The organism is Parabacteroides sp. PM6-13, from assembly GCF_029892605.1.
Lineage (GTDB): Bacteria > Bacteroidota > Bacteroidia > Bacteroidales > Tannerellaceae > QVMG01.
Map to the genome: position 1 here is coordinate 118474 of NZ_JARXWF010000007.1, position 26680 is coordinate 145153.

Consider the following 26680-nt stretch of genomic DNA (forward strand, 5'->3'; position numbering starts at 1 on the left):
TATCGATTATACTTTAATTCAAATAGTAATGATATGAAGAACCTAAGAAAACTACATCATGTGAGAAATCTCTTTCTCATTGTTTTTGCATGCATCATGGCCGGATGTGCCGATGATCTGAAAAACCCAATTCCTACGGTCGAGATCAATCCGGGGTTTGCTACCTCCGGATATGCAAAGATATCGGCTGTATCACAAAATGAAACGGATACCTATAAGGCGGTTTACAGTCGCCAATATGGTATATCCAGGGATCTGACGATGCTGTTGACTGTTAGTGAAGAGGCGTTAAGTGCTTTTAACGCGGCTAACGGAACCAGTTACAAGATGCTTCCGGCAGAATATTATACGATGCCGACAAGCGTGAAATTTGAACTCAAATCGAAAAACGCGGATTTTGAAGTGGTTGTTAAATCCAAACAACTCTATAAATCTGCCGGTTCCGTGCAGAGTGCTTCCCAGTACGCTTTGCCGATTCGGGCTATTGCGGAAAATTCAGACGGAGTAGATGAGAATGAAAGTGCCAATACGGTGATCCTCCATATTGATATGGCAGCGGCTACCGTAACCACGACTATTCCCAGTGCTCCCGTTGATCTTTTCTTTGTCGAAGAAAGTACAGCCAAAGAAATAAAAACGATGGAGGCCAATCTGAACTTTACGGGTATTGATGCGAGTGCTATCTCTTTGGCAATCGACAAGAATGCCTCTTTGTTGAGCGATCCTCAGTATAAACTTCTTCCGGAAGCGAACTATTCTTTCGGTCAGGTGAAATTAGACGGCACCAAGAAACTGACAGCCGATATTGAGTTTAATGCCAAGAATCTGAAGGAAGGATATACCTATGTATTGCCTTGCTATTTCAAATCTTCTACGGTTGATTATGCCGTGGCACAGAGCGAGCCGGTTTATTACCAGCTTAATATTACGGAAGTGAAACTGGCCATCGCCGGAGCTTCTGAAGATGAAACGGTAGGTGCTTACAGTAGTTTGAAAACGGTGAAGGGATCTATCAATGTGGCAGCCAACTCTGTATTGCCGCAGGAGTTAACGATCAATATGGCTTACGATCCCTCTTTGATCGCAGCCTTTAACACCAATACGAAATCAAACTTCAGTACGCTTCCGGAAGGAACCAAGATCAAGATTACCAATGGTAAGATCAATGCGAACTCGAAGGATATGAATATTCAGTATGAAATTGATATCACAAACCTGAAGCTGGGTGGTGACCATTATTTGGTTCCGCTGGTATTGCAGGAAGATGATCTGGAAGTAGGATCGGTAGAAGGATCTAAGGTGATCTATCTGGATGTGGCTAAGAACCTGATCGGTACATACGACCTGACGGTGATTACCAACGAAAGAAAGCGTAATATCACCAACCGGGTATTTGCCGCGAAAGATTGCCAACGTGGTTGGGATGATGTGCAGGCAACAGCACAATATGGCTTTGGTGGTGATGGCGAATGGTATGCTGTTCTCTTCTCAGTAACCGACGAAGATATGCCGGGCAAACCGAATTGTAAGAAAATTGAAATCTATACCTTCCTGGAACTGCTCGTAGCAACCGGAGGATCAAACGACGTGAAAGACAACAAATCCTATTTCAACACGGAAACGGGTGAGATCTATATCGACTGCTATGTATATGAAAGCTGGTTTGACAATACCTATAAAGAAACCTATTCATTTAAGTTGCCGTAGGAAATCATCGGATAGAGATAATCTTGATCTATTAATTAAAACAAAAAAAGAAAAACATGAATATTTATTTGAAATCACATAGAATAGCTCGTAAAATCTCTTTTTACGCTTTATTCACATGTTTCTTTGCATGCGCTACGCTTTCGGCGAAAGCAAATGATAAAATAGGAACTGCCATGGGAGTACAACAGCAGGCCATCCAACTGCGAGGGGTTGTGTCCGATGCCTACGGGGAACTGTTAGTTGGAGTTAGTATTGTGGAAAAAGGTACGACCAACGGTACCGTAACCAATATTGATGGAGAATTCTCCTTGTCTGTTCGCAGTGCGAGTGCTCAACTGGAGATCTCCTATATCGGTTATACGACACAGACACTGGCCGTGGGGAATACAAGAAACTTCAATGTTACCCTGCAAGAGAGCGTGACCGGATTGGATGAAGTAGTTGTAGTGGGTTATGGTACACAGAAAAAAGCAACTTTGACCGGTTCGGTATCACAGGTAGGTGGTGATGAACTGAAGAAGGTAGCGGCAGCCAACTTGACCAATACATTAGCCGGTAAAACAGCCGGGGTGATTGCCAACGTGCGTTCGGGTGAACCAGGCGAAGACAATGCCAGTATTTTGATTCGTGGTAAGGGAACGACTGGTAACACCTCTCCGTTGATCGTGGTGGACGGTATTGCCGACCGTAGTTTCTCTCGTTTGAATCCGGAAGATATCGAGTCGATCTCTATCCTGAAGGATGCTTCGGCTGCTATCTATGGTGCCCGTGCTGCAAACGGGGTTATCCTGGTAACCACCAAACGCGGTAAGGAAGGGAAGGTAAATGTTAATTATAGCGGTAGCTATACGGTTTCACAGCCAACTCGTATACCGAAGATGTTGAATTCTTTAGAGTATGCAACCTACATCAATGAATACGATGCCGGACATGGTCTTTCTCAAACCTATTCCGATGAAGCAATCGAAAAGATAAAGAATGGATCCGATCCGATCAATTATGGTGATATCAACTGGTGGGAGTCGGTAGCGAGAGATTGGGCACCGCGTACGCAGCATAGCTTGTCGGTAAGTGGTGGTTCAGACAAAGTATCTTTCTATACCTCTTTTCAATATATGTGGCAGGATGCTATCTACCGGGAAAGTGCGCAAGACTATGGACAGTATCAGTTTACAGCTAATGTAGATGCGAAGATAACGAAGGCGATTAAGTTTAGCTTAGACGTTCTGGGACGTCAGGAAAGACGTAATCGTGGTATCTATGAGACTGATTATATGTTCGAGTATTTCCTGAAAACAAGTCCGATGGTACCGGCAAAATATCCGAACGGTTTGTATCGTGCAGGCGTTGATGGAATCACCCGTAACGCGGCTATTATGGTAACCGATCTGCCGGGAACAGATAACAACAAGAGTAATATCCTAAACTTGAAGCCGCGTCTTCGTATCGACTTGGATGTATTGACCAAAGGATTATACCTGGAAGGATATGCCGCTATCGACTTGAGTTTCAATAACGGAAAAACAATCTATCATCCCTATGATATTTATGAATACGATGCGACAAGCGGTGAATATAATACCCTGCGCGCGCAAACAGGTCAGATTTCAATGAACTCCTGGGCAAACAATTCGGATCGTATCACGCTGAATGGTCGGATTGGTTATAGTAATACCTTTGGTGATCATAAGATCGACGCTTTTGCCGCTTACGAACAGTCTACCTATAACTACAATACGGTAAGTGCTTATCGTACCAACTACCTCTCTACGGCTATTATGGAAATATTTGCCGGTAGCGATAATCCGGAAGATATGAGTAATGGTGGGTATGGTGATAAGACAGCCCGTCAGAATTTCTTTGGACGTGTGAATTATAACTATAAGGATAAATACCTGGCTGAAGTAACCATGCGTTATGATGGATCAATGAACTTCCCGAAGGGAAATCGTTGGGGACTCTTCCCGGGCTTCTCTGCCGGTTGGGTATTGAGTGAAGAAGACTTCTTTATTCCGGCGAAAGACTATGTAAACTTCCTGAAACTGAAAGGATCATGGGGTATGATGGGTAATGATAATGTTTCGGCATTCCAATATCTTTCTCGCTATGGTTTTATTAGTTCCAACAAAGGTTTCAAAGGTAGTGGAGTTATGTTTGGTGATGAAGTATATAAAGCCATTTATCAGATGGTAGAAGCCAATCCGAATATTACTTGGGAAACGGCTAAAACATGGAATATAGGTCTGCAGGCTCAATTCTTGGACAACAAATTCAATTTCGAATTTGACGTGTTCAAATCAAAACGTGAAAATATTTTGCGGGCAAGAAACGCTTCGATCCCCTCTTACGCAGGTCTCTCATTGCCTTCTGAAAACATCGGTAAGATGGACAATAAAGGGTTTGAAATCGTTGCAGGCTATCAAGATCGTGCCGGTGACTTCAACTGGGGTGTAAATGGGAATTTCACGTTCGCAGAAAACAAGATGGTCTATATCGACGAGGCTGAATCTACACCGGCATGGCAACGGGCAACCGGACACCCGATCGATTCATATACACTATATGACGCGTTAGGTATCTATCAGACACCGGAAGAGGTAGCCAACTCAGTACATATCGAAGGGGCTCAACCGGGTGACTTAATCTACCGTGATACCAACGACGATGGACAGATAACCTGGGACGATGCGATCCGTATCAATGCTTCCCCGACTCCTAAAGTAATCTACGGTTTTACTTTCAACGGTGGTTGGAAAGGCTTGGATTTGAATGTCTTCTTCCAAGGACAGGCACAGGCACGCACCTTGGTGCAGCCAAGTATGAATATGATTACCTGCTTCTATGATGGACGTTGGACTCCGCTGAATACAGCTGAACAGAATCTCGAAGCGAAGTATCCGCGTGCGATGATCAAACAGACCTATGGCGATAAATTCAATGGTGACGGTTCTACCTGGTGGTTGCGCAACGCGGCTTTCCTTCGTTTGAAATCGGTTGAATTGGGATATACCCTACCGAAGAACATTTCTCAAAAAGTGGGTGTAGAATATCTCCGTGTATATGTGAACGGTAATAACCTGTTTACGATTGATAAGATCAAGGACTTCGATCCGGAACTTACCAAGAGTATTACCGCTTATCCGCTGCAACGCTCATTTACAGCAGGGTTAAATATCACTTTCTAATATCAAAAAGTAAAAATTAAATTATCATGAAGATAAAAAACTATATCATATATGGAATCGCCTTGGTAGCGAGTTTCAATGTCGTGTCTTGTGATGTGTTGGATGTAGATCCGGTGGATTCATACAGTGATGCCGCCGTATGGGGTGACTTAGCATTGGCGGAAGCCTACCTTAATACGTCGTATACGAGAATTATATCGGAGTCAGGAAAAGGATCTCGCTTTGCTAGCCTGACAGATGAGATTTATCAGATGCACCTCTATGGAACAGATAATGTAAGACAGGGACATGTTTCTCCTGATAATTCCCATTTTGGATGGGATGATGATATGTGGAATCCTTGGAACTATTATTACAAAGCGATCAAAGAAGTCAATTTGTTTTTCGGAAAAATAGAAGAAGTACCTGTAGTGAATGACGGTGACGATGTATGGAAAGAAGAATTGACTGGACAGGCCTATTTCCTGCGCGCTTTCTTCTATAATCAGCTTTACAATATTTTTGGACGGATACCTATTATTGACAAAACATTCTCTATCGATACGGAAGAATATACCGAAAAAAGAGCTTCTATCGAAGAGGTGACTGCCTTTATTGTGGCAGATTGTGATAAGGCTATCAGCATGTTGCCGGTTACTTATGCTGATGGCGGTGATTTTGGTCGTGCCACCAAAGGAGCGGCGATGGCGCTGAAAGCTAGAACCTTATTGTTTGCTGCCAGCCCGTTGTTTGATGAAAACTATCCAACCCGTAGCAAATGGGAGGCAGCATCGGCAGCTAATAAGGCAGTTATTGATCTGAATGCCTATTCCCTGAAACCGGTAAACTCTTCGGCTGATTACACGAAGTTGTTCAATGATCCGCAAAACCCGGAAATTATTTTCCAGAAATTATTTGATGCGAAAAGAACGGTTGGTAGCAACCAGGCATTCCTGCATCAGTCTCCTTGTGGCTCCGGAAACGGTTATGGCGGTTGGGGTACAATCCAACCAACCCATAATGTGGTTAAGAAGTTCCAGATGGCAGACGGTAAGCCGTATGTGCAAGGTGGCGAAGATGAGTATCCCTGGGCCGATCGTGACCTTCGTCTGGAAGGAACGATCATCCTGGATGGTTCGTTGTGGGGCTATGGAAGCGACAAGCGCGAAGTGGAATACTTTGTAGCGGGCGAAAAAGGTGTTGTGGCCGGAAGAGACAGCCGTGAAGGCTCTGCCTGGTGGAATGCAACCCAGACAGGTTATCTGATAAAGAAAGGCTTGGACCCCGATTATGATGACCAGGGAACAGCAGCTCATACCTCACCGGGTATTATGATGCGTCTGGCTGAATTCTATCTGAACTATGCCGAGTGTCAGATTGAGTTGGGAAATAATGCGGAAGCTTTGAAATATATCAATGTGGTACGTGAGCGTGCTCAGATGCCTCCGGCAACCGGAGCAGATATCTGGGCGGATTATGAATACGAACGCCAGATTGAACTTATTTTCGAAGGACAGCGTTGGTTTGATATCCGTCGTTGGAAAACAGCGGAAGCTATCTATAAAGAACCGATCATCGGTTTGGATATTAGGAAAATGTCAGACGGAAGCAAGAAATATACACTTAAAGAAACACCGATTGAAACACGTATTTTCCATGCTCCCAAGAACTACTGGATGGCTATTCCACGTAGTGAATTGAGAAAGGCTCCTTCGTTGGATGCGGCTCCGTATGAATAAATAATTGTTTTCCCTTGAGGATAGAGATGGTTCGCCATCTCTATCTGTCATAGAGCTATTTGATTAGTAGTAACTTCAAAGAGAAAATCCTCCATCGTACTGATACAGGTGCGATGGAGGATATATAAAACCATGAAAAAGACGATTCTACCTATATTGTTTATCCTGCTGCTCTTTAGTGCTTGTAGCGATGATGAGAAGAAAGAGGTTGTTATGCAGCAGTATGTCTTCAATGTGACAACCGAAAGTAACTCTACCGATAAGGCCCCCAGATATATCCTGGCTGTTTATGATACAGACGGAAATCCGCAAAACGTGTTTTCTGCCTCCAACCGGATGGAACAAACCCAGAGCACTTTTACGGTCAATCTGGATATAGCTAAAACCTATACCTGCCTGTTCTGGGCTGATTACGGAGAGGTAGGAAGTGCTAATAATTTTTACAATGCTTCCGACCTGAAGGCGGTGACTATGAATAAAACAGCGAAACCGACAGATGCCTTTTCCGGCATAGTGACCACTTCGATAACCAAGGACAAATATGATGTCAAACTGTCGCATGCCGTAGCCAGGATCGATTATGTGGAAACGGACGATGTAGGAGCCGGGAAGACATTGACAGTAGCCTATTCTGTCAACTATAGCTCTTTGAACGTGTTGGATGGAACCGCTGTTTCCGGAAGCGGGAAAGATGAAAGGTCTTTCTCGTTAACAGAAACAACCGGTAAATTGATCTCTGATTATATTTTTGCGCCGAAAGAGTCAGCCCGGATGGATGTGACACTGCAAATGGGCAATACATCTTCCCGCGAGATAAAAAATGTTCCTCATCAGGTTAACAAACGAACGAAGATACAAGGCGAATACCTGAACACACAGGCTACTATGGAAGTAGCGATGGATGATAAATGGAATGAGGTAGAAGGAGAAGGTGGTAAAGTGACCTATTTCCCCAAATGGGTATGCAAAGATTTGGCTAATTGGAGTGGGGGATCCAATGATTTCCAGAATCCAAACAGTCAGTTTAGTATTCACCGGATGATGGAGACACCGAATCTGGTGGCTTTCTGGGAACCTCAATTCGGCAGTGATCCCGAGACATGCAGCAATGCGAATTATCGTTTCCCCTTGCGTGATTTGATGGCAGAAGCGGAAAAGATGTACCGTTTCTTCCGCGATGAACTGAAGTTCGCCGAAAAAGGCAACTCGCTCTCTGACGACTATCGATTGATTCTTTTCTTTTATTATAGCGATGAAGGCACAGTCTACGGAGGAAGTGCAGACGATAAGGTAGGCGCTATGTGGATCACTCCTAACCGGGTAAAGAATGCCCCTTATGGTGCGATTGCCCACGAAATGGGACATGCTTTCCAGGAAATAGTCCGTTTTGATAAAGGACGCAACTTCCCCGGTGGCAGTATCTTTGAAATGACCTCCCAGTATATGCTGTGGCAATACTACTCTAACTGGATTGTCTTTGAAAATTATCACTTGACTGATTTTATGAAGAAAAACCACTATGCATTCCTACATGAAACCAATATGTATCATTCTCCCTTTGTCCTGGAGTATTGGGCAAGCCTTCATGGGAATGATGTGATTGGTAATCTATGGCGTAGTGTGCAGGGGCAGGAAGATATCGTATCGACATACAAACGTTATGCCGGCTTGACGCAGACCGCCTTCAATGATGAATTACACCGGGGATACCTTCGTTTTATGACCTGGGATATGGATCGTATTCGTACGGTTTCTACGCCTTATATCAACCAGCACAAAACAAAACTGGATGCCTTGGATGATGGCTGGTATCAGGTGGCAAAAGAGAATTGCCCTCAAAACTATGGTTACAATGGTATTCGTCTGGAAGTGCCTGAGGCAGGCACTAAGGTGACGCTCGACTTTAAAGGCGTTGCCGGTGCGACAGGCTACAGCGCTTATAACCTGGATAAAGCTGGTTGGCGCTATGGCTTTATGGCGCTGACAAGTACCGGAGAACGTGTGTATAGTGAAACATATGCTGAAAAAGAAGGCCAGGCGACCTTTACCGTGCCTGAAAAAACAACTTATCTTTGGGTAGTGGTAATGGGCGCCCCGACATCGCATGCTACATTGAATTCCAGTCGCGTAGAAGAATGGCCCTACCAAATTAAACTGACAGGTACAACAATTATTCAATAACATACTAAAAAAAGATTTTTCATGAATAAATACACTTTAGTCTTTTTGTTTTTCATAGCATGCCTGCCGCTTTATGCGGCAGGTAATGCCTATTCGCTTCGTTCGCCTAATGGGAAGCTGGAAATAACGCTGACAGCCGGTGAACAACTCGCCTATACCCTGACGCGCGACGGGCAGGTATTGGTAAAAGAGGGTACGATCGGTCTGCTTTTGGAAGACCGGACGCTGGGAAAAGATGCGCGCATGAGTAAGCGAAAGACACGAACGGTTAACGAAGAGATCACCTCTCCGAATTATCGGGTGCCCTCCTTTGCCGTTTCTTATAATGAGATGGATATCACTTTCCGGGGAAACTACGGTATCCGGATACGTGCCTACGATGAAGGGGTGGCTTATCGTTTTTATACGACCTTCAAGCAACCTTTTATTGTGAAAGATGAAATAGCAGACTTCCAGTTTGCGGAAGATCACCTTTCGTATAGAGCCTATTCTACGGCTGCCCAAGGGAAAGATCCCTATGCGATGGCTTTTCAGAATCTGTACACAAAAGCAAAACTAACCGAAGCCGACCCGGAGAGGGTGGCTTTCCTGCCGGTGACCATCGACTACGCAAACGGTACCAAACTGACGATCACCGAATCCGATCTGGAATCCTATCCGGGTATGTTTATCCGGGGCGATGGGAAGAGTGCAAGCCTGAAAGGCGAGTTTGCGGCTTATCCCTCCCGTATGGATCGTTACCCCTGGCGGCATATGACCTATGTGGGGGAGCGCGCTGATTATATTGCCAAAGTGGAAGGCTCACGTGATTTCCCCTGGCGCGTATTGGCTGTTTCCGAAAAAGACACGGATATGCCTTTGAATAACCTGGTGTATGCCCTGGCTGCCCCGAACCGCATTGGCGACTATTCCTGGGTGAAAGGTGGCAAAGTGGCCTGGGACTGGTGGAATAACTGGGGCATCTACGGCGTCGACTTCAAAGCGGGTATCAATATGGAGACCTATAAGTATTACATCGATTTTGCTTCGGAGAACCATATCCCTTATGTGATCTTAGACGAAGGTTGGTATGACCCCAAAGGGGGGAATATGCTGACTGTGATTCCTGACCTCAACCTCCCTGAACTTATAACATACGCTAATAACAAAAAGGTCGATATCATTCTGTGGACTGTCTTTAATGTATTGGACGAACAATTGGAAGAGGCCTGTCGGAAGTATGCCGCCTTAGGCGTGAAAGGATTTAAAGTAGACTTCCTGGATCGCGACGATCAGACAGCGGTGGAGATGGCCTACCGCATTGCTGAAGGGGCTGCCAAACATAAACTGACGCTCAACTTCCACGGTTTCTATAAACCGACAGGGCTGAACCGCACCTATCCGAACATTATCAATTTCGAGAGTGTATTCGGCATGGAAGAGGTGAAATGGAGCACGGTAGCAAAAGACATGATGGAGTACGACGTGATTATGCCCTATATCCGCATGATGGCTGGCCCATTGGATTATACCCCGGGGGCTATGCGCAACGCGACGAAGGCCGATTTCAAGGATATCTATAATAACCCGATGAGCCAGGGCACCCGTTGCCATCAGTTGGCTACCTATATCGTGCATGATTCTCCCATCACCATGCTGGCCGACAATCCGACCATCTACCGGAAAGAACAGGAATGTACCGATTTCATCACGAGCATCCCGAATACGGGTATCGACGAGACGCGTATCCTTGGCGGAACATTGGGCAAATATATCATTACCGCTCGCAGGGTAGGGGACGACTGGTATATTGGCGGTATGACGAACTGGGACAAACGGGAAGTGGAGGTCGACCTCTCTTTCCTCACTGGATCGAGTTATGAAGCTACCCTGTTTAAAGATGGAGTCAATGCCGACAGACAGGCTTCGGATTATAAAAAAGAGTTGTTTACGGCAACTTCAAAAGATAAACTAAAGGTGGCTCTGGCGCCGGGTGGAGGATTTGCTCTCGCGCTCCGAAAGAAAAACTGATACAAAGCGGATATGGAATGACTAACAACAATAAAACATTTAAGATATGAAGAATGTAATAAAACTCTTACTGGCGGTTGCTTTCTTCAATTCCTGCGATATGAACCACAAGGAGGAGGATTTTGTGCCGATCCATGAAGTGGCTTTTACCAATGTTCGGTTTACAGATGATTTCTGGGCTCCGCGTATCGAAATCAACCGTACGGTATCTATCCCTTCGGCTTTTCATCAGTGTGAGATCAATGGCCGTTTCGATAATTTTGCCTTAGCCGGTGGATTGATCGAAGGCGAGCACCAGGGGGATTTCTCTTTCGACGATACCGATCCCTATAAGATTATTGAAGGTGCTTCCTATTCATTAGCTGTGAAATACGATGCCAAATTGGACGCCTACCTGGATAGTGTAATCACCCTGATCGCGGCAGCCCAGGAACCTGATGGTTATCTGACCACCTGCGTGACCAACAAATGCGAACGTCTGTCGGGCTGGTGGGGTAAATCGCGTTGGGAACGGATCAACAGCCATGAACTCTACAACAGCGGACACCTCTATGAAGCTGCCGTTGCCCATTATAAGGCGACAGGCAAACGATCGCTGTTGGATGTGGCGTTGAAGAATGCCGATCTGGTATGTGAAACCTTTGGCTTGGGTGAAGGACAGATCCAATACCCTTCCGGCCATCCTATCATTGAGATGGCACTTGTGAAGCTCTATAATGTAACAGGCGAACAGAAATACCTCGATGAGGCGCGCTATTTTGTGGATGAGGCAGGCCGGTTGTCGAACGGACGCAAACCGGGCATCTACAGCCAGGACCACAAGCCGGTGCTCGAACAGGATGAGATTGTAGGACATGCCGTACGGGCAGGTTATTTCTACTCGGGTGTGGCCGATGTGGCTATGTTGCAGCGCGATGGTGAATTGCTTCATGCCGTGAAACGGGTATGGGATAACATGGCCGGTCGTAAGCTCTATCTGAACGGTGGCATTGGTTCACGTCCGCAGGGTGAAGGCTTTGGTCCCGATTACGAATTGAATAATTTCAATAACTACTGCGAAACCTGTGCCTCTATTGCGAATGTGTATTGGAATCACCGTATGTTTTTGGCTACGGGCGAATCAAAATACATCGATGTGATGGAACGTGCCTTGTATAATGGCGTGATAGCGGGTGTTTCTCTGAGTGGCGATAAATTCTTTTACGACAACCCGATGGCATCCAATGGTGTGCATGAACGCGAAGAGTGGTTTGGCTGTGCCTGTTGCCCGGGCAATGTAACCCGCTTTATGGCTTCTGTACCGGGCTATGCCTATGCTGTTAATCAACACAAATTGTTTGTCAATATGTATGCGGAAGGCAGCGCTTCGGTTGCTTTAGACGATATAGAGGTGGAGCTCCAGCAACAAACCGACTATCCCTGGGATGGCGATGTGGAGATAACGGTCAACCCTTCGGAAGAAAAGACCTTCTCCCTGATGGTGCGTATTCCCGGATGGGCAACGAGTCAGCCGGTTCCGACGGATCTCTATCGCTATGTGGATGAGGCGCAGCCCGTGGTCACTATTGCTGTGAACGGAAAGAAGATCAACCTGAAAAAGCAGGATGGGTATGCCGTTATCAAACGCATCTGGAAAGCCGGCGATAAAGTCTCTCTTCATCTGGATATGCCGGTACGTCGCGTGCAGGCGTGTGAACAGGCTGTGTACGACGAGGGTTTGCTGGCCATGGAACGCGGCCCTATCCTGTATGCGTTGGAAAGTATCGATCAGCCGAAAGAGTTTCTTTTCGATATTGTGATTCCCCGTGGGGCGAAAATAGCTTCTCAGTATGATAAGAATATGCTCAACGGTGTGGTGGTGCTTACCGGCGAGGCGCATATGGTAGAGAAAGAGGGCGAAAAACCCTTCACCTTCAAGGCGGTGCCTTATAGCACCTGGAATAACCGTGGAAAGGGACAGTTAGTGGTGTGGACGCCCGAAACAAACGAAAAGGCAATCATCAAGCCCGAACCAACCATCGCTTCCCGCGCGAAGCAGATCGACGGATGGGGGTTCAATGATCAGTTTGAACCTGCCTCTTCAGCCGATATCAACACCCCTTATCATTACTGGTGGCTGAAATCGGGAAGCGAAGAGAGCATCGGTTACCAGTTCGATCAGCCGGAGACTGTCTCCAGCGTGGAGGTCTATTGGCTGGCTTTTGAGCATTACGATGTCATTTATAAAGAACCGGAATCCTGGAAATTGCTTTACAAAGACGGCAACAGCTGGAAAGAGGTGAAAAATCCATCCGGTTATGGTACTGAATTGAACAAGTATAACAAAGTGACTTTTGACCCTGTGACGACAACCGAATTGAAGCTCGTTGCCCAACTCCAACGCCCCAAAACCGATCAGGTATCGGAAGAGAAAGGCCCCCAGGTGGTGGACGTGACGCGCAGAGGTTATTCGGGAGGCGTGATTGAGTGGAAGGTGAAATAATAAAATAAATAATCAAATATGAAACGAACAACTATTTCTTTTGCCCTGTGTGTGTGTTTCTCCCTTTTGTGTTTTTCTTCCTGTGTGACAAACAACGGAAATAAAAAGGTGACCTATTTCCCGGAAGAGGTATGGCGGGTTGATAGCCTGAATGATTTTCAGGATCCGAACAGCCAGTTCAGTGTGCATCGAATGATAGAAACACCTAACCTGGTTGCTTTTTGGGAACCGCAATTTGGCGAAAGCCCGGAGACCTGCGAAGATCCCGAATACCGTATTCCGATGACCGACCTGATGAATGAGGCCGAGAAGATGTATTGCTTTTTCCGGGATGAACTGAAGTTTGTAGAGGAAGGCAATTCGCTTTCTGATCAATACCGTCTGATGCTTTACTTCTTCTATAGCGATGAAGGAACGGTATATGGAGGCGGTACCGACGAGAAGGTGGGAGCAATGTGGATCAACCCCAACCGGGTGAAGAAAGGCCCTTATGGTGCCATCGCGCATGAGATGGGACATGGATTCCATTATATTGTTCGATGTGATAAAGGCAGGGTGTTCGAGGGTAGTATCCATGAGATGACCTGCCAGTATATGTTATGGCAGTATTATCCGGAATGGATTGTGTTTGAGAATTACCACCTGGTAGGCTTCCTGGAAAAGAACCATTTGGCGTTTCTGCATCATGCCAATATGTATCATTCTCCTTTCGTATTGGAGTACTGGGCAAGCCTGCATGGGAAAGATCTAATCGGTACGCTTTGGAACACGGTAGAAGAGGGAGAAGATATCTTAATGGCTTACAAACGTCATACGAACCTGACGCAGGAGGCGTTCAACGATGAGCTGCACAAAGGTTATCTTCAGTTTATGACCTGGGATATGGAGCGTATCCGCGAGGTGTCGGCTCCTTATATCAACCTGCACAAGACCAAGTTGGATCAGCTGAAAGAGGGCTGGTGGCAGGTAGCCAAAGAAAACTGTCCGCAGGACTATGGATACAACGGTATCGAATTGCAAGTACCTGCCGGTGGCGGCGAAGTAGCGCTTCATTTCAAAGGCATCGCTGGAGCAGAAGGCTATGAGGCGATCAACCTCGACAAGGCCGGATGGCGCTATGGCTTTATGGCGTTGAAAGAGAATGGCGAGCGGGTGTATGGCGAGACTTGTTCCGCTACGGAAGGAACAGCCTCCTTTACCGTTCCAGAAGGAACCGCTAATCTCTGGTTAGTGGTGATGGGTGCTCCGACGGAACATCATCAACTGAACATGCGTTCTCAAACTCCGATGAACGAATGGCCTTACCAGTTCAAACTGACCGGAACGCAGCCGTTACAATCATTATGAAACTATTATTATGAAGAGAAGCTATCTTATTTTGCTGGCAGGGATCGTTGTATCCCTGCTTGCGTCATTCTCTCCCGGGAAGTCGAAGCAGGTGCAATACAATACCCCTTCGGCGGGTAATCCGATTATTCCGGGCTATTTTGCGGATCCGACGATCCGCAAATTTGGTGATACCTATTACCTCTATTGTACGACTGACGGAACAGCCGGGGGAATTGGTCCTTCGCAGGTGTGGACATCCAAAGACTTCGTAAACTGGACGATCCAGCCGATGAACTGGCCGACAACACGCCAGATCTGGGCACCGGATATCATGCAGGGTGTCGATGGGCGTTACTATTTCTATTACAGTCAGGCGTGTAAGATCTATTGTGCGGTGTCGGATAGCCCGACCGGTCCCTGGGAGAATATCCTGGGCGCTCCGGAGGCGGTGTTGATTCCCGACCGCTATGTCTCCATGTCGATCACCCTGGATGCGCAGAGTTTCATCGACGACGACGGATCTACCTACCTCTATTGGGGCACCTGGGGCATCTATCCGAATCATGGATGTGGCGTGGGTAAATTGAACCCCGATATGAAAAGCTTTGCCGATACGACGCTTATTCCCAACACACAGGCGACCGATTTCTTTGAAGCGCCCTATGTGTTCAAGCGCAATGGCATCTATTATCTGACCTATTCGTCCGGTTCCTGTCACGACCATACCTACCGGGTGCAGTATGCGACCAGCACGGTGGGTCCGATGGGGCCTTTTGTGTTTGCCGACAACAACCCCATTCTCGAAACCAATGCCGACGGAACCATCCATGGACCGGGGCATCATAGCATTTTGCAGGAAGGCGATGACTATTATATCCTGTATCATCGCCACAATATCCCGCAGTCGACACGGGGATTCCACCGCCAGGTGGCGGCCGATCGATTGACCTTCGATGCCGAAGGACGTATCAATAAGATACCCGGCAGCCACGAAGGCATCGGCTTTTTGCAGAAGAACAGCAACCCGTCTAAGAACCTGGTGTTGGATCGCAAGGTCAAGGTGACTGCCTCTTCCTATTATAATGATTCGTTTAAGCCGGAATATGCGATAGACAATAATAACGCTACCCTCTGGCGTGCGAAGGGACTGCCGGAAACGGGACAGCAAGAGTGGTTGGAGATCGACTTGGGCAAGGCGCAGCCGATTACCCGTATCTGGACACAGTTCGAGCATGCGACCATTTTCTACCAGTATATCTACGAAACGTCGCTGGACGGAAAAGAATGGACAACCTTTGCGGACCGACGTGACAACACCTTGGCGGGCAGTCCGATGATCGACCGGGGCGATGTGAAGGCACGTTACCTGCGCCTTCGTTTCACCGGCAACGAACGCAATGGCTATATCCCGGCGGTGTGGAATATTCAGGTATTCTCGGAAGGAGAGGATCCTTTTGATAATAACCTCGAACGGTTCAATAAACAGGCTACGGAAGCAGCTCCCCAAAGAGGAGAAATGCTCCTTGAAATCAACGCCGACAGCTATTCCGAAGGAACCGTAACGGGACGGATCACCAACGAAAAGAACCCCAAGCAGGGCTTCAACGCGGAGGCTATGGCAGTGAAGGTTGAAACGTATAAAGGCAAATCGGCCTTTGTGTTCGACGGCAAGCAACAATTCAAATCTGATTTCTCCCTGCCGCGTACGATGACAGGGAACCCTCCTTATACTATCTCCTACTGGGTGGCTGTTACCGATCCGAAAGAGAATACCTGTATCATCGACCTCAATGAATCGTGGGGCGAACTGCATAAGATTGCCGTGGGCTATGGCACCGACAAACGGGGTGGGATCACCATTCACAACGGATGGTATGAGGATCTGGGATTAGACGAGATGCCTCCAGCGGGTGAATGGACACATATTGTCGTTACCTTCGACGGATATATGGAAAAGCTCTATATCAACGGATCTCTGGTAAAAGAAAAAGATATTTTATTGGTGGTGGCTGATTGCGATGTGTTAACTTTGGGCTGTAAACATAGTGGGGAGCTTCCTTTTAGCGGCTATCTGCATTCATTGAAAGTCTATGACACGGTGATGGATGAGGCAACAATTCAAAACAATTTATAATACCTATGTAACATGAAGAAAACATTATTATCTCTATTACTCGTTTCTTTCGCTTTAGGAACGAACGCGCAACAAAAGTCGGGAGGATATCCGATCGATCCCGTACCCTTTACTTCGGTGAAGGTAACCGACAATTTCTGGGGACAACGCTTGAAGGCGAGTCGTGATGTAACCATTCCATTGGCATTCAGTAAATGCGAAGAGACCGGACGGTATGAAAACTTTGTGAAAGCAGCCAATCCGAGCAAGGATTATAAGGTGGAAGGTCTTTCCTTCGACGATACCGATGTCTACAAAACCATCGAAGGGGCGAGCTATTCTATGCAGACCTATCCGGATAAGAAACTGGAAAAATACATCGACAGTGTCCTGAATATTGTCGCTAAAGCACAGGAACCCGATGGTTATCTCTTTACCGCTCGCACCATGAACCCGGATCATCCGCATGAATGGGCCGGAAGCAAACGTTGGGAAAAGGTAGAAGACCTCAGCCATGAGTTCTATAACCTGGGACATATGATCGAAGGAGCTATCGCGCATTATCAGGCTACCGGAAAGAGAAAGTTTCTGGATATTGCTATCAAGTATGCCGATTGTGTGGAAAGAGAGATCGGCGATGCGCCCGGTAAGCAGGTGAAAGTACCCGGACATCAGATTGCCGAGATGGCATTAGCCAAGCTTTATCTGGTGACCGGACAGAAGAAATACCTCGACCTGGCTAAGTTCTTTTTAGACAAACGTGGGTATACCGAACGCCGCGATGAATACAGCCAGGCGCATAAACCGGTATTGCAACAGGATGAGGCCGTAGGTCATGCCGTACGTGCTGCGTATATGTATTCAGGAATCGCCGATGTGGCGGCTCTTACCGGCGATGCGGAATATATTCAGGCGATCGACCGGATCTGGGACAATGTGGTGACCAAGAAGCTTTATATCACCGGTGGTATCGGTGCAACAAATAGTGGTGAAGCATTCGGCAAAAACTACGAACTGCCTAATATGTCGGCCTATTGTGAAACCTGCGCGGCTATTGGTAATGTATATTGGAATCACCGTTTGTTCCTCTTGCATGGCGAATCGAAATACTATGATGTATTGGAACGTTCGCTTTACAATGGGCTGATCTCCGGCGTATCGATGGATGGCGGTGGTTTCTTCTATCCGAATCCTCTCGAGTCGATTGGTCAGCATCAGCGTCAGCCTTGGTTTGGCTGTGCCTGTTGTCCGTCGAATATTGCCCGTTTCATCCCCTCTTTGCCAGGTTATGTGTATGCGGTGAAAGGCAAAGATGTGTATATGAACCTGTTTATGGGCAATACCTCAGAACTGACTGTCGGAGGCAAAAAGGTAACGATAGTGCAGGAAACTTCTTATCCTTGGAACGGCGACGTGCAGGTGAAAGTGACTCCGCGTGGCAAACAGGAGTTCGCCTTGAAGATCCGCGTGCCGGGTTGGGTACAGGGTGATGTAGTGCCGAGCAAACTTTATACCTATGCAGACCGCAAACAGTTGGGTTATAGCGTTAAGGTGAACGGTGAAGTCGTAGAAAGCGCTTTAGATAATGGCTATTTCACCATCTCCCGCCAGTGGAAGAAAGGCGATGTAGTGGATATCCATTTTGATATGGAACCCAGAACGGTGAAGGCTCATTCTTTGGTAGAAGCTGACAAAGGACGGGTATCTGTTGAACGCGGCCCGATTGTGTATTGCGCGGAATGGCCTGATAATGACTTTAGCGTACGGAGTGTCTTTATGAATCGCAAACCGGAATTCACCGTAGAAAGTAAACCGGAACTATTGTGTGGCATCAACCAGTTGAAGACGCAGGCTCAAACCCTGAGCTTCGATGAGAAAGGACGCCTGCAGGCCAAGGATGTGACCCTTACCCTGATTCCTTATTATGCCTGGGCACACCGGGGAACCGGCGAGATGACGGTTTGGTTACCGCAGGAACTGAGCGCGACGCGTCCGGTTATGCCGCCGACGATCACCAGCGATGCGAAGGTAACTGCTTCCCACCGGGCGAGCTCGCTTTCTGCAATCAACGACGGTCTGCTTCCGAAGGATGAGAGCGATCGTTCGGCTCCTTACTATCATTGGTGGCCGAAAGAAGGAACGACCGAGTGGCTTGCTTATGAGTTTACTACCCCTCAAAAGGTTTCTTCTTCGTCTATCTTCTGGTACGATGACGGCCCTTGGGGCGGATGTCGTGTGCCGAAGAACTGGAAACTCTTCTACCAGGATGCTTCCGGCAATTGGGCGCCGGTGAAAAACACCACAGACTACGGAACTGTAAAGGGTGAAAACAATGAGGTTCGCTTCGAACCGGTAACGACCAAAGCGCTGAAACTCGAAGTACAGCTGCCGGAAAAGAATGCTGCGGGCTTATTTGAATGGAGTGTAGAATAATCAGCTTATGAAAGCAAAAAGTATTATAGTAGTAGGGTTGCTGGCTTTGGCCGGCAACCTTTTGCATGCCCAGGGCACAGCCGAAGACTATGCGCGGGCATATAGCCTGGCTGAAAAATATAATGGTTTGGTATTAAACGCCTCCGTTATGCCAAACTGGATTGCAAACAACCGCTTCTGGTATGTGCAGGAGGTGCCCGGAGGTAGAAAATATGTCTTGGTAGACGCGGATAAGCGGACGATCGCCGAAATGCCGGATACGATGCGGCAGCGATTGGTAGGCGATCAGCGTGGGCGTTACCGTTACCCCGGTGGCGGGCGTTACTGGGGCGAGCGCGACGAACAACGCTCGGCCGATTCGATCGCTTCTCCCGATGGAAAATACATGGCGTTTATAAAGAATAGCAATGTGTATGTACGCGAAGTGGCTACCGGTAACGAAAAAGCACTTAGCCAGGACGGAGCCGCCGGCGAATACTATTCGGCTTATATCCATTGGTCGCCCGACTCAAAGAAGGTGGCTACGACCAAGATCCGCCCTGCCGAAAAGCAATATTTCTATTTTGTGGAGTCATCGCCGAAAGATCAGTTGCAACCTAAACTCCATCAGCGCGAATATGCCAAACCGGGCGATGCATTGCCATTTGCCGTTCCGCATATATTTCATGTGGAATCAGGTGTTGGCCTGACCCCTTCGACCGAACTATTCTCCTCCCAATACGACTTAAACCGATTAAGCTGGAATCAGGATAGCAAAGCGATTACTTTTGAATACAACCAACGCGGGCATCAGGTCTATCGGGTATTGGAAATGTCGGCTGAAACAGCCGCCGTTCGTCCCATCGTAGAAGAGACCAGTGATACCTTTGTGAATTACAGCCGTTATTTCCGCCACGATATGCCGGATGATAAAGAGATGATCTGGATGAGTGAACGCGATAATTGGAATCACCTCTATCTGATCGACAAGTCGTCGGGCAAGGTGAAACACCAGATCACCAAGGGAGAATGGTATGTGCGCGACATCGTAGAAGTGGATGAGAAAAATCGGGTGATCTATTTCTCTGCCAATGGCATGGTGAAGGGGGAAGATCCCTACCTGGTGCGCTATTACCGGATCAATATGGATGGCTCTAAATTGACCTGTCTGACGCCGGATGAGGGTACGCATACGGCTCGCTTCTCGCCTGATATGAAGTATTTGGTTGATACCTGGTCGAAGGTAGATCAGGCACCGGTGACCGTATTGCGTTCTGCAAAAGACGGCAAACTATTGATGGAGTTGGAAAAAGCCGACCTGACGGCGCTGAAAGCAGCCGGTTGGATCGCGCCCGAGCCATTCGTGGCCAAAGGACGCGATGGCGAAACGGATATATGGGGCGTGATCTGCCGTCCGACCAATTTCGATCCATCGAAGAAATATCCGGTGATTGAATATATCTACGCCGGGCCGGGCAGTGCTTATACGCCGAAGGCTTTCCGCGCTTTCCATTGGAGCCTGCAACAGATTGCCGAGTTAGGCTTTATCGTGGTGCAATGTGATGGCATGGGTACCTCTTTCCGCAGCAAGGCGTTCGAGAGCGTATGTTATAAGAACCTCAAAGACGCCGGTTTTCCTGATCGCAAGCTGTGGATGAAGGCTGCCGCCGAGAAATATCCCTATATGGATATTGAACGGGTAGGGATCTTCGGTTCGTCAGCCGGTGGACAGGAGGCGATGGGAGCGGTATTGTTCCATCCCGAGTTCTACAAAGCCGCCTATTCGGCCTGTGGATGCCACGACAACCGCATGGATAAGATCTGGTGGAACGAGCAATGGATGGGCTATCCGGTTGATAATAGCTATATCGAATGTAGCAATGTGGAGAATGCTCACCTACTCACCCGTCCGCTGATGCTGATGGTTGGTGAGATGGACGATAATGTCGATCCAGCTTCTACTATGCAGGTGGTGAATGCGCTCATCAAGGCGAAGAAAGATTTTGAACTGGTAGTCGTTCCGGGTATGAACCACTCTATGGGTGGTGAATATGGCGACCGCAAACGCTTCGATTTCTTTGTGAAACATCTGTTAGGTGTGACGCCTCCGGCGTGGGATCAGTAGGCAATATACGATTGATTTAATAGACGAAAAAGGATACTTCCTCCCCGGGAAGTATCCTTTTTCTTTTCAATCTCAAAAAGCAAAGTGTAAGCAAAAAGTCGATTTTGCTTTACAATATGATACGTTAAAAAGTGTTACTCCTGCGGGTAATTTAAAATACCCCTACGTTTTCGGGAAAATAGTCCCGCGATTTTGACAGTTTGTCAATTTTTGATTTCACCTTCCCATTTCGTCAAAAAGCAGTTTTCTTTCGTTCTTTCTGCAGTAGGAAGTCGACGGTCTCATAATTGTTTGTATATTTAGTGCGAACATACTTTAAAGATAGAAAGCCATGGGAAAGAAGAATTTCGTGTTAGACACCAATGTGATTCTGCACGACTACAAAAGTATTGAGAACTTTGAGGAGAATGATATCTATCTGCCGATTGTCGTACTCGAGGAGTTAGACCGTTTTAAACGGGGAAGCGATCAGATCAACTATAATGCCCGGGAGTTTGTGCGTGAGCTGGATGCCCTGACCAGTAATGATCTTTTTCTGAAAGGAGCCTCGCTGGGGGCGGGAAGGGGACATCTATATGTGGTGACCGAAGAGAAGGTGATGGAGCACGTATCGCTCTCTTTCCCTGAACGGACCGCTGACAACCGCATCCTTTCCTGTACCTCCATGATTGCTCAAACAAAGCCGAAGATGGAAACGATCCTGGTGACCAAGGATATTAATCTTCGCATGAAGGCAAGAGCCTTGGGGATCAAGGTGGAGGACTATATCAACGACAAGGTGGTCAATGTCGATATCTTTGAACGTGCCCAGGATACCTATGATAATATCGATCCGGATCTGATCGATAAACTATACGCGTCGCCGGACGGGGTCGATGCGGATCTGTTGGAGATTAATTCCAAACTCGAACCGAACGATTGTTTTATATTGAAGAGCGTTCGTAATTCGGTGTTGGCGCGTAATAATCCTTTTACCGGAAAGATTCAACGGGTAGAGAAGGGTAATAATTATGGCATACAGCCTCGTAATGCGGAGCAGAGCTTTGCGTTTGAAGTGTTGAACGACCCCGAAGTGACACTGGTGGGTATTACCGGGAAAGCAGGTACGGGAAAAACCCTGTTGGCCATGGCTTCTGCCCTGAAACAGGCCAATCAGTACAAACAGATATTGCTTGCCCGTCCGATCGTTTCGCTGGCGAATAAAGATATTGGTTTCCTACCGGGTGACGAAAAGCAGAAGGTGGCTCCTTATATGCAGCCGTTGTTTGATAATCTGAATGTGATCAAAGCACAATTTGCTCCGGGCAGCAAAGAGGTGAAACTGATTGACGATATGCAAAAAGAGAATAAACTGGTGGTGGAGGCGTTGGCCTTTATCCGCGGACGCAGCTTGTCGGAAACATTCTGTATTGTCGACGAAGCGCAGAACCTGACGCCGCACGAGATAAAAACCATCATCACCCGTGCCGGCGAAGGAACCAAAATGGTCTTCACCGGTGATATCCAACAGATCGACTCACCTTACCTCGATGCGCAGAGTAATGGCCTGGCCTATATGGTCGATAAGATGAAAGGACAGGATATCTTTGCCCACATCAACCTGATCAAAGGCGAACGAAGTCAATTGGCGGAGATGGCTGCGAATTTGTTGTAGTGAGAAGATGGCAGCGCATCAGGTGATGAAGCGCATATTGAAAAATAAAAAAAGGTCGGCACCGGGATAATTCGGGATGCCGACCTTTTTTTATTTATCGTCATAGTGTCCATACGCGGACAATACATAGACATATATTTTTTCTTTTTCAATCATGTAAATAAGGCGGTGCTTATTCGTTATTCGTCTTGACCATTGTCCACTTTTGTCTCCACCTAATGGCTTTGGATGCCCCGTTCCGGACATGGGATGCTCTTGCAACTCAAATAAGAGTTTGACCAGTTTTTGATATACCTTCGGTTCATTCTTTTTCAGGAGTCTGATATCCTTATCTGCCTCTTCGGAAATAATAATGTTGTATATCATAAGCTGTCAAGATAGGATAGAAGTTCGTCCTTCGAATGAATCGCTTTTCCTTTTCCTTCTTTTATGCCCTGAATAGCACTCTCTATTTTTGCGAAAAAGGCTTCCTTACTCATCAAGGTATCATCTTCTGTTACCGGGACAATCCTAAAGCTGCCTTTTTCTCTTGACTTCAGGATAATATCCTCTCCGTCTTTTGCCAATTTGAGATAAACCCCTTGCTTTTCCCTGAATTCTCTTGTACTGATGACTAACATTTCTTTTTTCTATTTTATTAATGTGTACCAAGTTGGTTTACAAATATAGTGTTTTTTCAGGAGAAAAGCAACGACTCAGCTTTTCGTTTACTTCAAATACTCTACCAGACTTTGCGGCAGGTAGAAGGTTTCGTTGGCATCCACGTAGACGATCACCGAGTTGAGGCGGATCTCATCCTGCGCTTTACGGTCTGATTTGACAATGTTAGAGAAGGGGGTGATAGTCAATTGCTTGTTGCGGTTCTTCTTGTTTTTCACAACAAGGGTAGGGGAGCCCTTCTCTTCCTGGGAAGGAATTAGTTCGCAGGTAAAGTCTTTAAACACTTCCGTATGGCGGGCAAAGATCTGGTTGGTCAGATCGTCCAGATGTCCGATGCCTACTGCTTCACACATATAATGGTTCAGGTCGACGTTCGTGTGTCTGCCCATGGGGGGAGTTCCTTTCGGATGATAAGCGGCAAGGAATACCTCTTCGCCTGTATGTCCGCCGGTGGTAAAACCAAAGCAGGTTTTCGTTGTGATCAGTTTAGACATGAAAGAGCTTAATGATCCGCTGTAAAGCGAAGGGTCGATTCCTTCTGATGAACGTTCGCTTTCCGGAATCGGGCTGTTCTTATAGTCTTTCACCTGATTCAGAGCATTCAGTTCCTTTTCGGAAAGTTCGAAGCCTGCATAGGTGCGGAAGATCTGCTGTACCTCTGTGTTTGGTTGGCTATTGACCATACTGGCTAATCCCTCTGCCGTCAGTTTGAATTGCGCGAGGTTATGGAAAAGCTGTTCTTTGGTCAGTCTGTCGTAGCCACCGCAATCGCGTCTGCCTAAGCTGAATCCGCTGTTGCCGTGGTCGGGCACGATGATTACCAACGTTTCACCATCTTGCTTGGCAAAGTCCAATGCCGCTCCGCAGGCTTTGTCGAATGCCAGGAAGTCGGTACACATGCCCACCGGGTCGTTGGCGTGAGCCGCCCAATCGACCTTACTGCCTTCGACCATCAGGAAGAAGCCGTTTTCGTTGCGCGATAGCTTTTCGATAGCCGTACGGGTCATCTCTTCGATCGAGGGTTGTTCGTTCGGGTTGCGGTCGAGGTCGTAGTCCATGGCGCTATGACCATACAGCGCCCACATCTTATCGTTCTTATCGGCACGCATACCTGCCAGGTTGTTTCTATATACATGGTAGTCGTTCTCTGTCAGGTATGCCTCCATATCGTCTGACAGGATAGACACACCACCCCCGATCACCACGTCCAGATTGTTATGCACCATCTGCGGAGCAATCCAATGATAATTGCCACGACGGTAGCTATGCGCCGAGCAATCGGCAGGAGTAGCATGTGGGAACTCACAGGTAAAAACCAGTCCTGTCGCTTTGTTCTGCAGTATCTTCATCGCTTCCAAAACGGTTGCCAGCGGCTGATAGGCACGTTCCGGATCCATCGGGAAAATGTCGTTGTCGCCATCGGCTACCGGATAGGTCGACACATATCCCGTACGGCTTGGGTAACCGGTCATATAACAGGAGGTTGTCGGTGCGGAGTCGCCGATAGGGGCATTGGAGGAAAAGGTGCTAACCGTTCCGCAGAGGTAAGGATCAATGTGTAAATCAGGTTGATCGGGGTTGGAATACCATTGCAACCAGCGTGATACGGACACAACGGGTAGCGAGCATCCGTCGGGGATCAGGACGATCAGGTTCTTTACGGGTTTTACCTCTTCCGTTTGAGTCGCTTGTGCCGGCCACAGGATGATTGTCAGCAAAAGCGAGAAAAAGATTGTTCTTTTCATGATATATTCTGAATAAAGATTGTTTTATAACGATTAATTAATCCAACCGGATGATCTCTTCCTCAAAGATCGTCAGCTTTTCGATGCCTGTTTCCGTCACTAAGAAACTGTTTTCGATACCCACAGCTCCGATGCCCGGCAGGACAAACTTGGGTTCCAAGGCAAATACCATAGCGGGTTCCAAGACTTCTTTGGAGCGGGGAGTGAGTACCGGCAATTCATTGATCTGTATGCCTATGCCGTGTCCGACAAACTTCGCCTGCTGTTTGGTGCCCATGAAACAGTCGCCTAAGCCGGCCTTTTCGGCTATATTTAGGGAGAGATTATACATCTCCGCACAGGAGGTGCCCGGACGACTGATATTTGTTACCACCTCTTGTATCTCCAACGCTACCTGATGGGCACGATAGGCCTCTTCCGGTAGCTTGCCTACTGAGAAGACGCGGGTCATGTCGGTAATATAAGGGGTGTAGTTGCCTGCCATATCGACCATCACGGCCGTACCCTCTTTCAATAGGGTACCGTTGGCGCCGATAGGTAGTGAGCTGTTCACGCCTCCGCCTCCCAGGGCAAAGTCGAATGGTGAGGGCGTTTCGGCATTCTCTCCTGCCAACAGGCTTCCCATAAAGATATCCATATTGGCGCCAAATGCCCGGAAGAGTCCCATGGAACCGTTCTTACGCATCCGCTTTTCAATTTCATATTGAAGCTCTATATCGGTCATGCCCGGACGAAAACATCCGGTGATCTCCGAATAGGTCAGTGCATGCTGGCGGGCAGAAAGGCTGAATTGTTCTATCTCCCAGGGTGTTTTTACACTGCGCGTTTGCCGAAGCAGGGCGGTGGCATTGCCTGTCTCCTCCGGTTTGAAGGCGGCTGCCAGGCGCATATATTCGTTATAGGCGAGTTCGTCGCCTTCTAAGAGCAATTTTTTGGGTAGGGGGATCTGATGTTCAATAAACAGTTCGGGCATTTGTTCAGGTTTGCGGATGTAATGAACCTGGTCGCCGGTCAGTCCGTTCGGCCGCTTGACAAAGAACCAGGGATCGCCTTCCGCCGGCAGATAGAAATAGCCGCTGTAAACGCGTCCAGCCACATAATACAGGTTCACATCCACACTCAACAGGCATCCGTCTGCCCCTGTTTTACTCATGTTCTCTTGCAATCGCCTCCATTTTAGTTGGAGGTCTTTTCTGATATCTTCTTGTATCATCATCTTTTAGGCGTACTTTTTATTTGCAACATCAAAGGTAGTAAAAAATGAAGAATGAGGAATGAAGAATGAAGAATTGCTTTGAGGGCTTTAATGACCTTAAAGACCTTAAAGACCTTAAAGTCCTTAGAGTCCTTAAAGAC

The 26680-nt window shown here is 47.3% G+C and carries 15 protein-coding genes; 11 read left to right on the plus strand and 4 right to left on the minus strand.

The window, feature by feature from the left end:
* Positions 1-33: 33 nt before the first annotated feature.
* The 11 genes from M2134_RS08380 to M2134_RS08430 all read left to right on the plus strand — a co-directional run bounded on the left by M2134_RS08380 (position 34) and on the right by M2134_RS08430 (position 22919).
* On the plus strand, positions 34-1707 hold the full coding sequence (locus tag M2134_RS08380) for a DUF1735 domain-containing protein (protein ID WP_280750887.1): 1674 nt from the start codon (positions 34-36) through the stop codon (positions 1705-1707).
* Between the two features lie 176 nt (positions 1708-1883).
* Complete coding sequence (locus M2134_RS08385; RefSeq protein WP_280750886.1) at positions 1884-4895, plus strand: TonB-dependent receptor; 3012 nt, start codon at positions 1884-1886, stop codon at positions 4893-4895.
* 26 nt (positions 4896-4921) lie between these two features.
* Entirely contained in the window at positions 4922-6613 is a 1692-nt protein-coding gene (locus tag M2134_RS08390) for a RagB/SusD family nutrient uptake outer membrane protein (RefSeq protein WP_280750885.1), read from the plus strand.
* Between the two features lie 132 nt (positions 6614-6745).
* A complete protein-coding gene (locus M2134_RS08395; protein ID WP_280750884.1) occupies positions 6746-8794 on the plus strand; it encodes a DUF6055 domain-containing protein in 2049 nt (682 codons plus the stop codon).
* A 21-nt stretch (positions 8795-8815) separates the two neighbouring features.
* Positions 8816-10804: a glycoside hydrolase family 97 protein gene (locus tag M2134_RS08400; RefSeq protein ID WP_280750883.1), complete on the plus strand. Its 1989-nt coding sequence runs from the start codon at positions 8816-8818 to the stop codon at positions 10802-10804.
* A gap of 46 nt (positions 10805-10850) precedes the next feature.
* Positions 10851-13286 carry a glycoside hydrolase family 127 protein gene (locus tag M2134_RS08405; protein ID WP_280750882.1) on the plus strand — a complete coding sequence of 812 codons (2436 nt, stop codon included), beginning with the start codon at positions 10851-10853 and terminating at the stop codon, positions 13284-13286.
* 18 nt (positions 13287-13304) lie between these two features.
* Positions 13305-14633, plus strand: coding sequence for a DUF6055 domain-containing protein (locus tag M2134_RS08410; RefSeq protein ID WP_280750881.1), 1329 nt, complete (start codon positions 13305-13307; stop codon positions 14631-14633).
* A gap of 10 nt (positions 14634-14643) precedes the next feature.
* The gene (locus M2134_RS08415; RefSeq protein ID WP_280750880.1) at positions 14644-16749 is read left to right on the plus strand and encodes a family 43 glycosylhydrolase; all 2106 of its coding nucleotides are present in this window, start codon (positions 14644-14646) and stop codon (positions 16747-16749) included.
* 12 nt (positions 16750-16761) lie between these two features.
* On the plus strand, positions 16762-19161 hold the full coding sequence (locus M2134_RS08420; protein WP_280750879.1) for a beta-L-arabinofuranosidase domain-containing protein: 2400 nt from the start codon (positions 16762-16764) through the stop codon (positions 19159-19161).
* Positions 19162-19168: 7 nt separating this feature from the next.
* Entirely contained in the window at positions 19169-21265 is a 2097-nt protein-coding gene (locus tag M2134_RS08425; RefSeq protein WP_280750878.1) for a S9 family peptidase, read from the plus strand.
* Between the two features lie 331 nt (positions 21266-21596).
* Positions 21597-22919 (plus strand): PhoH family protein, encoded by a 1323-nt coding sequence (locus tag M2134_RS08430; protein WP_280750877.1) that lies wholly within the window; start codon positions 21597-21599, stop codon positions 22917-22919.
* Between the two features lie 90 nt (positions 22920-23009).
* Here the strand turns inward: M2134_RS08430 and M2134_RS08435 are convergent, their stop codons facing one another.
* The 4 genes from M2134_RS08435 to M2134_RS08450 form a co-directional block, all read right to left on the minus strand.
* Positions 23010-23285 (minus strand): Txe/YoeB family addiction module toxin, encoded by a 276-nt coding sequence (locus tag M2134_RS08435; RefSeq protein ID WP_280750876.1) that lies wholly within the window; start codon positions 23283-23285, stop codon positions 23010-23012.
* On the minus strand, positions 23282-23539 hold the full coding sequence (locus tag M2134_RS08440; protein WP_280750875.1) for a prevent-host-death protein: 258 nt from the start codon (positions 23537-23539) through the stop codon (positions 23282-23284). Before M2134_RS08440 ends, M2134_RS08435 begins: the two co-directional genes overlap by 4 nt.
* An 87-nt stretch (positions 23540-23626) precedes the next feature.
* Positions 23627-25324: an alkaline phosphatase gene (locus M2134_RS08445; protein ID WP_280750874.1), complete on the minus strand. Its 1698-nt coding sequence runs from the start codon at positions 25322-25324 to the stop codon at positions 23627-23629.
* Between the two features lie 37 nt (positions 25325-25361).
* Complete coding sequence (locus M2134_RS08450; protein ID WP_280750937.1) at positions 25362-26537, minus strand: Xaa-Pro peptidase family protein; 1176 nt, start codon at positions 26535-26537, stop codon at positions 25362-25364.
* Positions 26538-26680: the final 143 nt, after the last annotated feature.

Coding starts and splice junctions, on each gene's coding strand:
- M2134_RS08405 (WP_280750882.1), top strand. CDS start 10,851: ATGAAGAATGTAATAAAACTCTTACTGGCGGTTGCTTTCTTCAATTCC.
- M2134_RS08390 (WP_280750885.1), top strand. CDS start 4,922: ATGAAGATAAAAAACTATATCATATATGGAATCGCCTTGGTAGCGAGT.
- M2134_RS08420 (WP_280750879.1), top strand. CDS start 16,762: ATGAAGAAAACATTATTATCTCTATTACTCGTTTCTTTCGCTTTAGGA.
- M2134_RS08430 (WP_280750877.1), top strand. CDS start 21,597: ATGGGAAAGAAGAATTTCGTGTTAGACACCAATGTGATTCTGCACGAC.
- M2134_RS08380 (WP_280750887.1), top strand. CDS start 34: ATGAAGAACCTAAGAAAACTACATCATGTGAGAAATCTCTTTCTCATT.
- M2134_RS08395 (WP_280750884.1), top strand. CDS start 6,746: ATGAAAAAGACGATTCTACCTATATTGTTTATCCTGCTGCTCTTTAGT.
- M2134_RS08415 (WP_280750880.1), top strand. CDS start 14,644: ATGAAGAGAAGCTATCTTATTTTGCTGGCAGGGATCGTTGTATCCCTG.
- M2134_RS08450 (WP_280750937.1), bottom strand. CDS start 26,537: ATGATACAAGAAGATATCAGAAAAGACCTCCAACTAAAATGGAGGCGA.
- M2134_RS08445 (WP_280750874.1), bottom strand. CDS start 25,324: ATGAAAAGAACAATCTTTTTCTCGCTTTTGCTGACAATCATCCTGTGG.
- M2134_RS08435 (WP_280750876.1), bottom strand. CDS start 23,285: ATGATATACAACATTATTATTTCCGAAGAGGCAGATAAGGATATCAGA.
- M2134_RS08440 (WP_280750875.1), bottom strand. CDS start 23,539: ATGTTAGTCATCAGTACAAGAGAATTCAGGGAAAAGCAAGGGGTTTAT.
- M2134_RS08400 (WP_280750883.1), top strand. CDS start 8,816: ATGAATAAATACACTTTAGTCTTTTTGTTTTTCATAGCATGCCTGCCG.
- M2134_RS08425 (WP_280750878.1), top strand. CDS start 19,169: ATGAAAGCAAAAAGTATTATAGTAGTAGGGTTGCTGGCTTTGGCCGGC.
- M2134_RS08410 (WP_280750881.1), top strand. CDS start 13,305: ATGAAACGAACAACTATTTCTTTTGCCCTGTGTGTGTGTTTCTCCCTT.
- M2134_RS08385 (WP_280750886.1), top strand. CDS start 1,884: ATGGGAGTACAACAGCAGGCCATCCAACTGCGAGGGGTTGTGTCCGAT.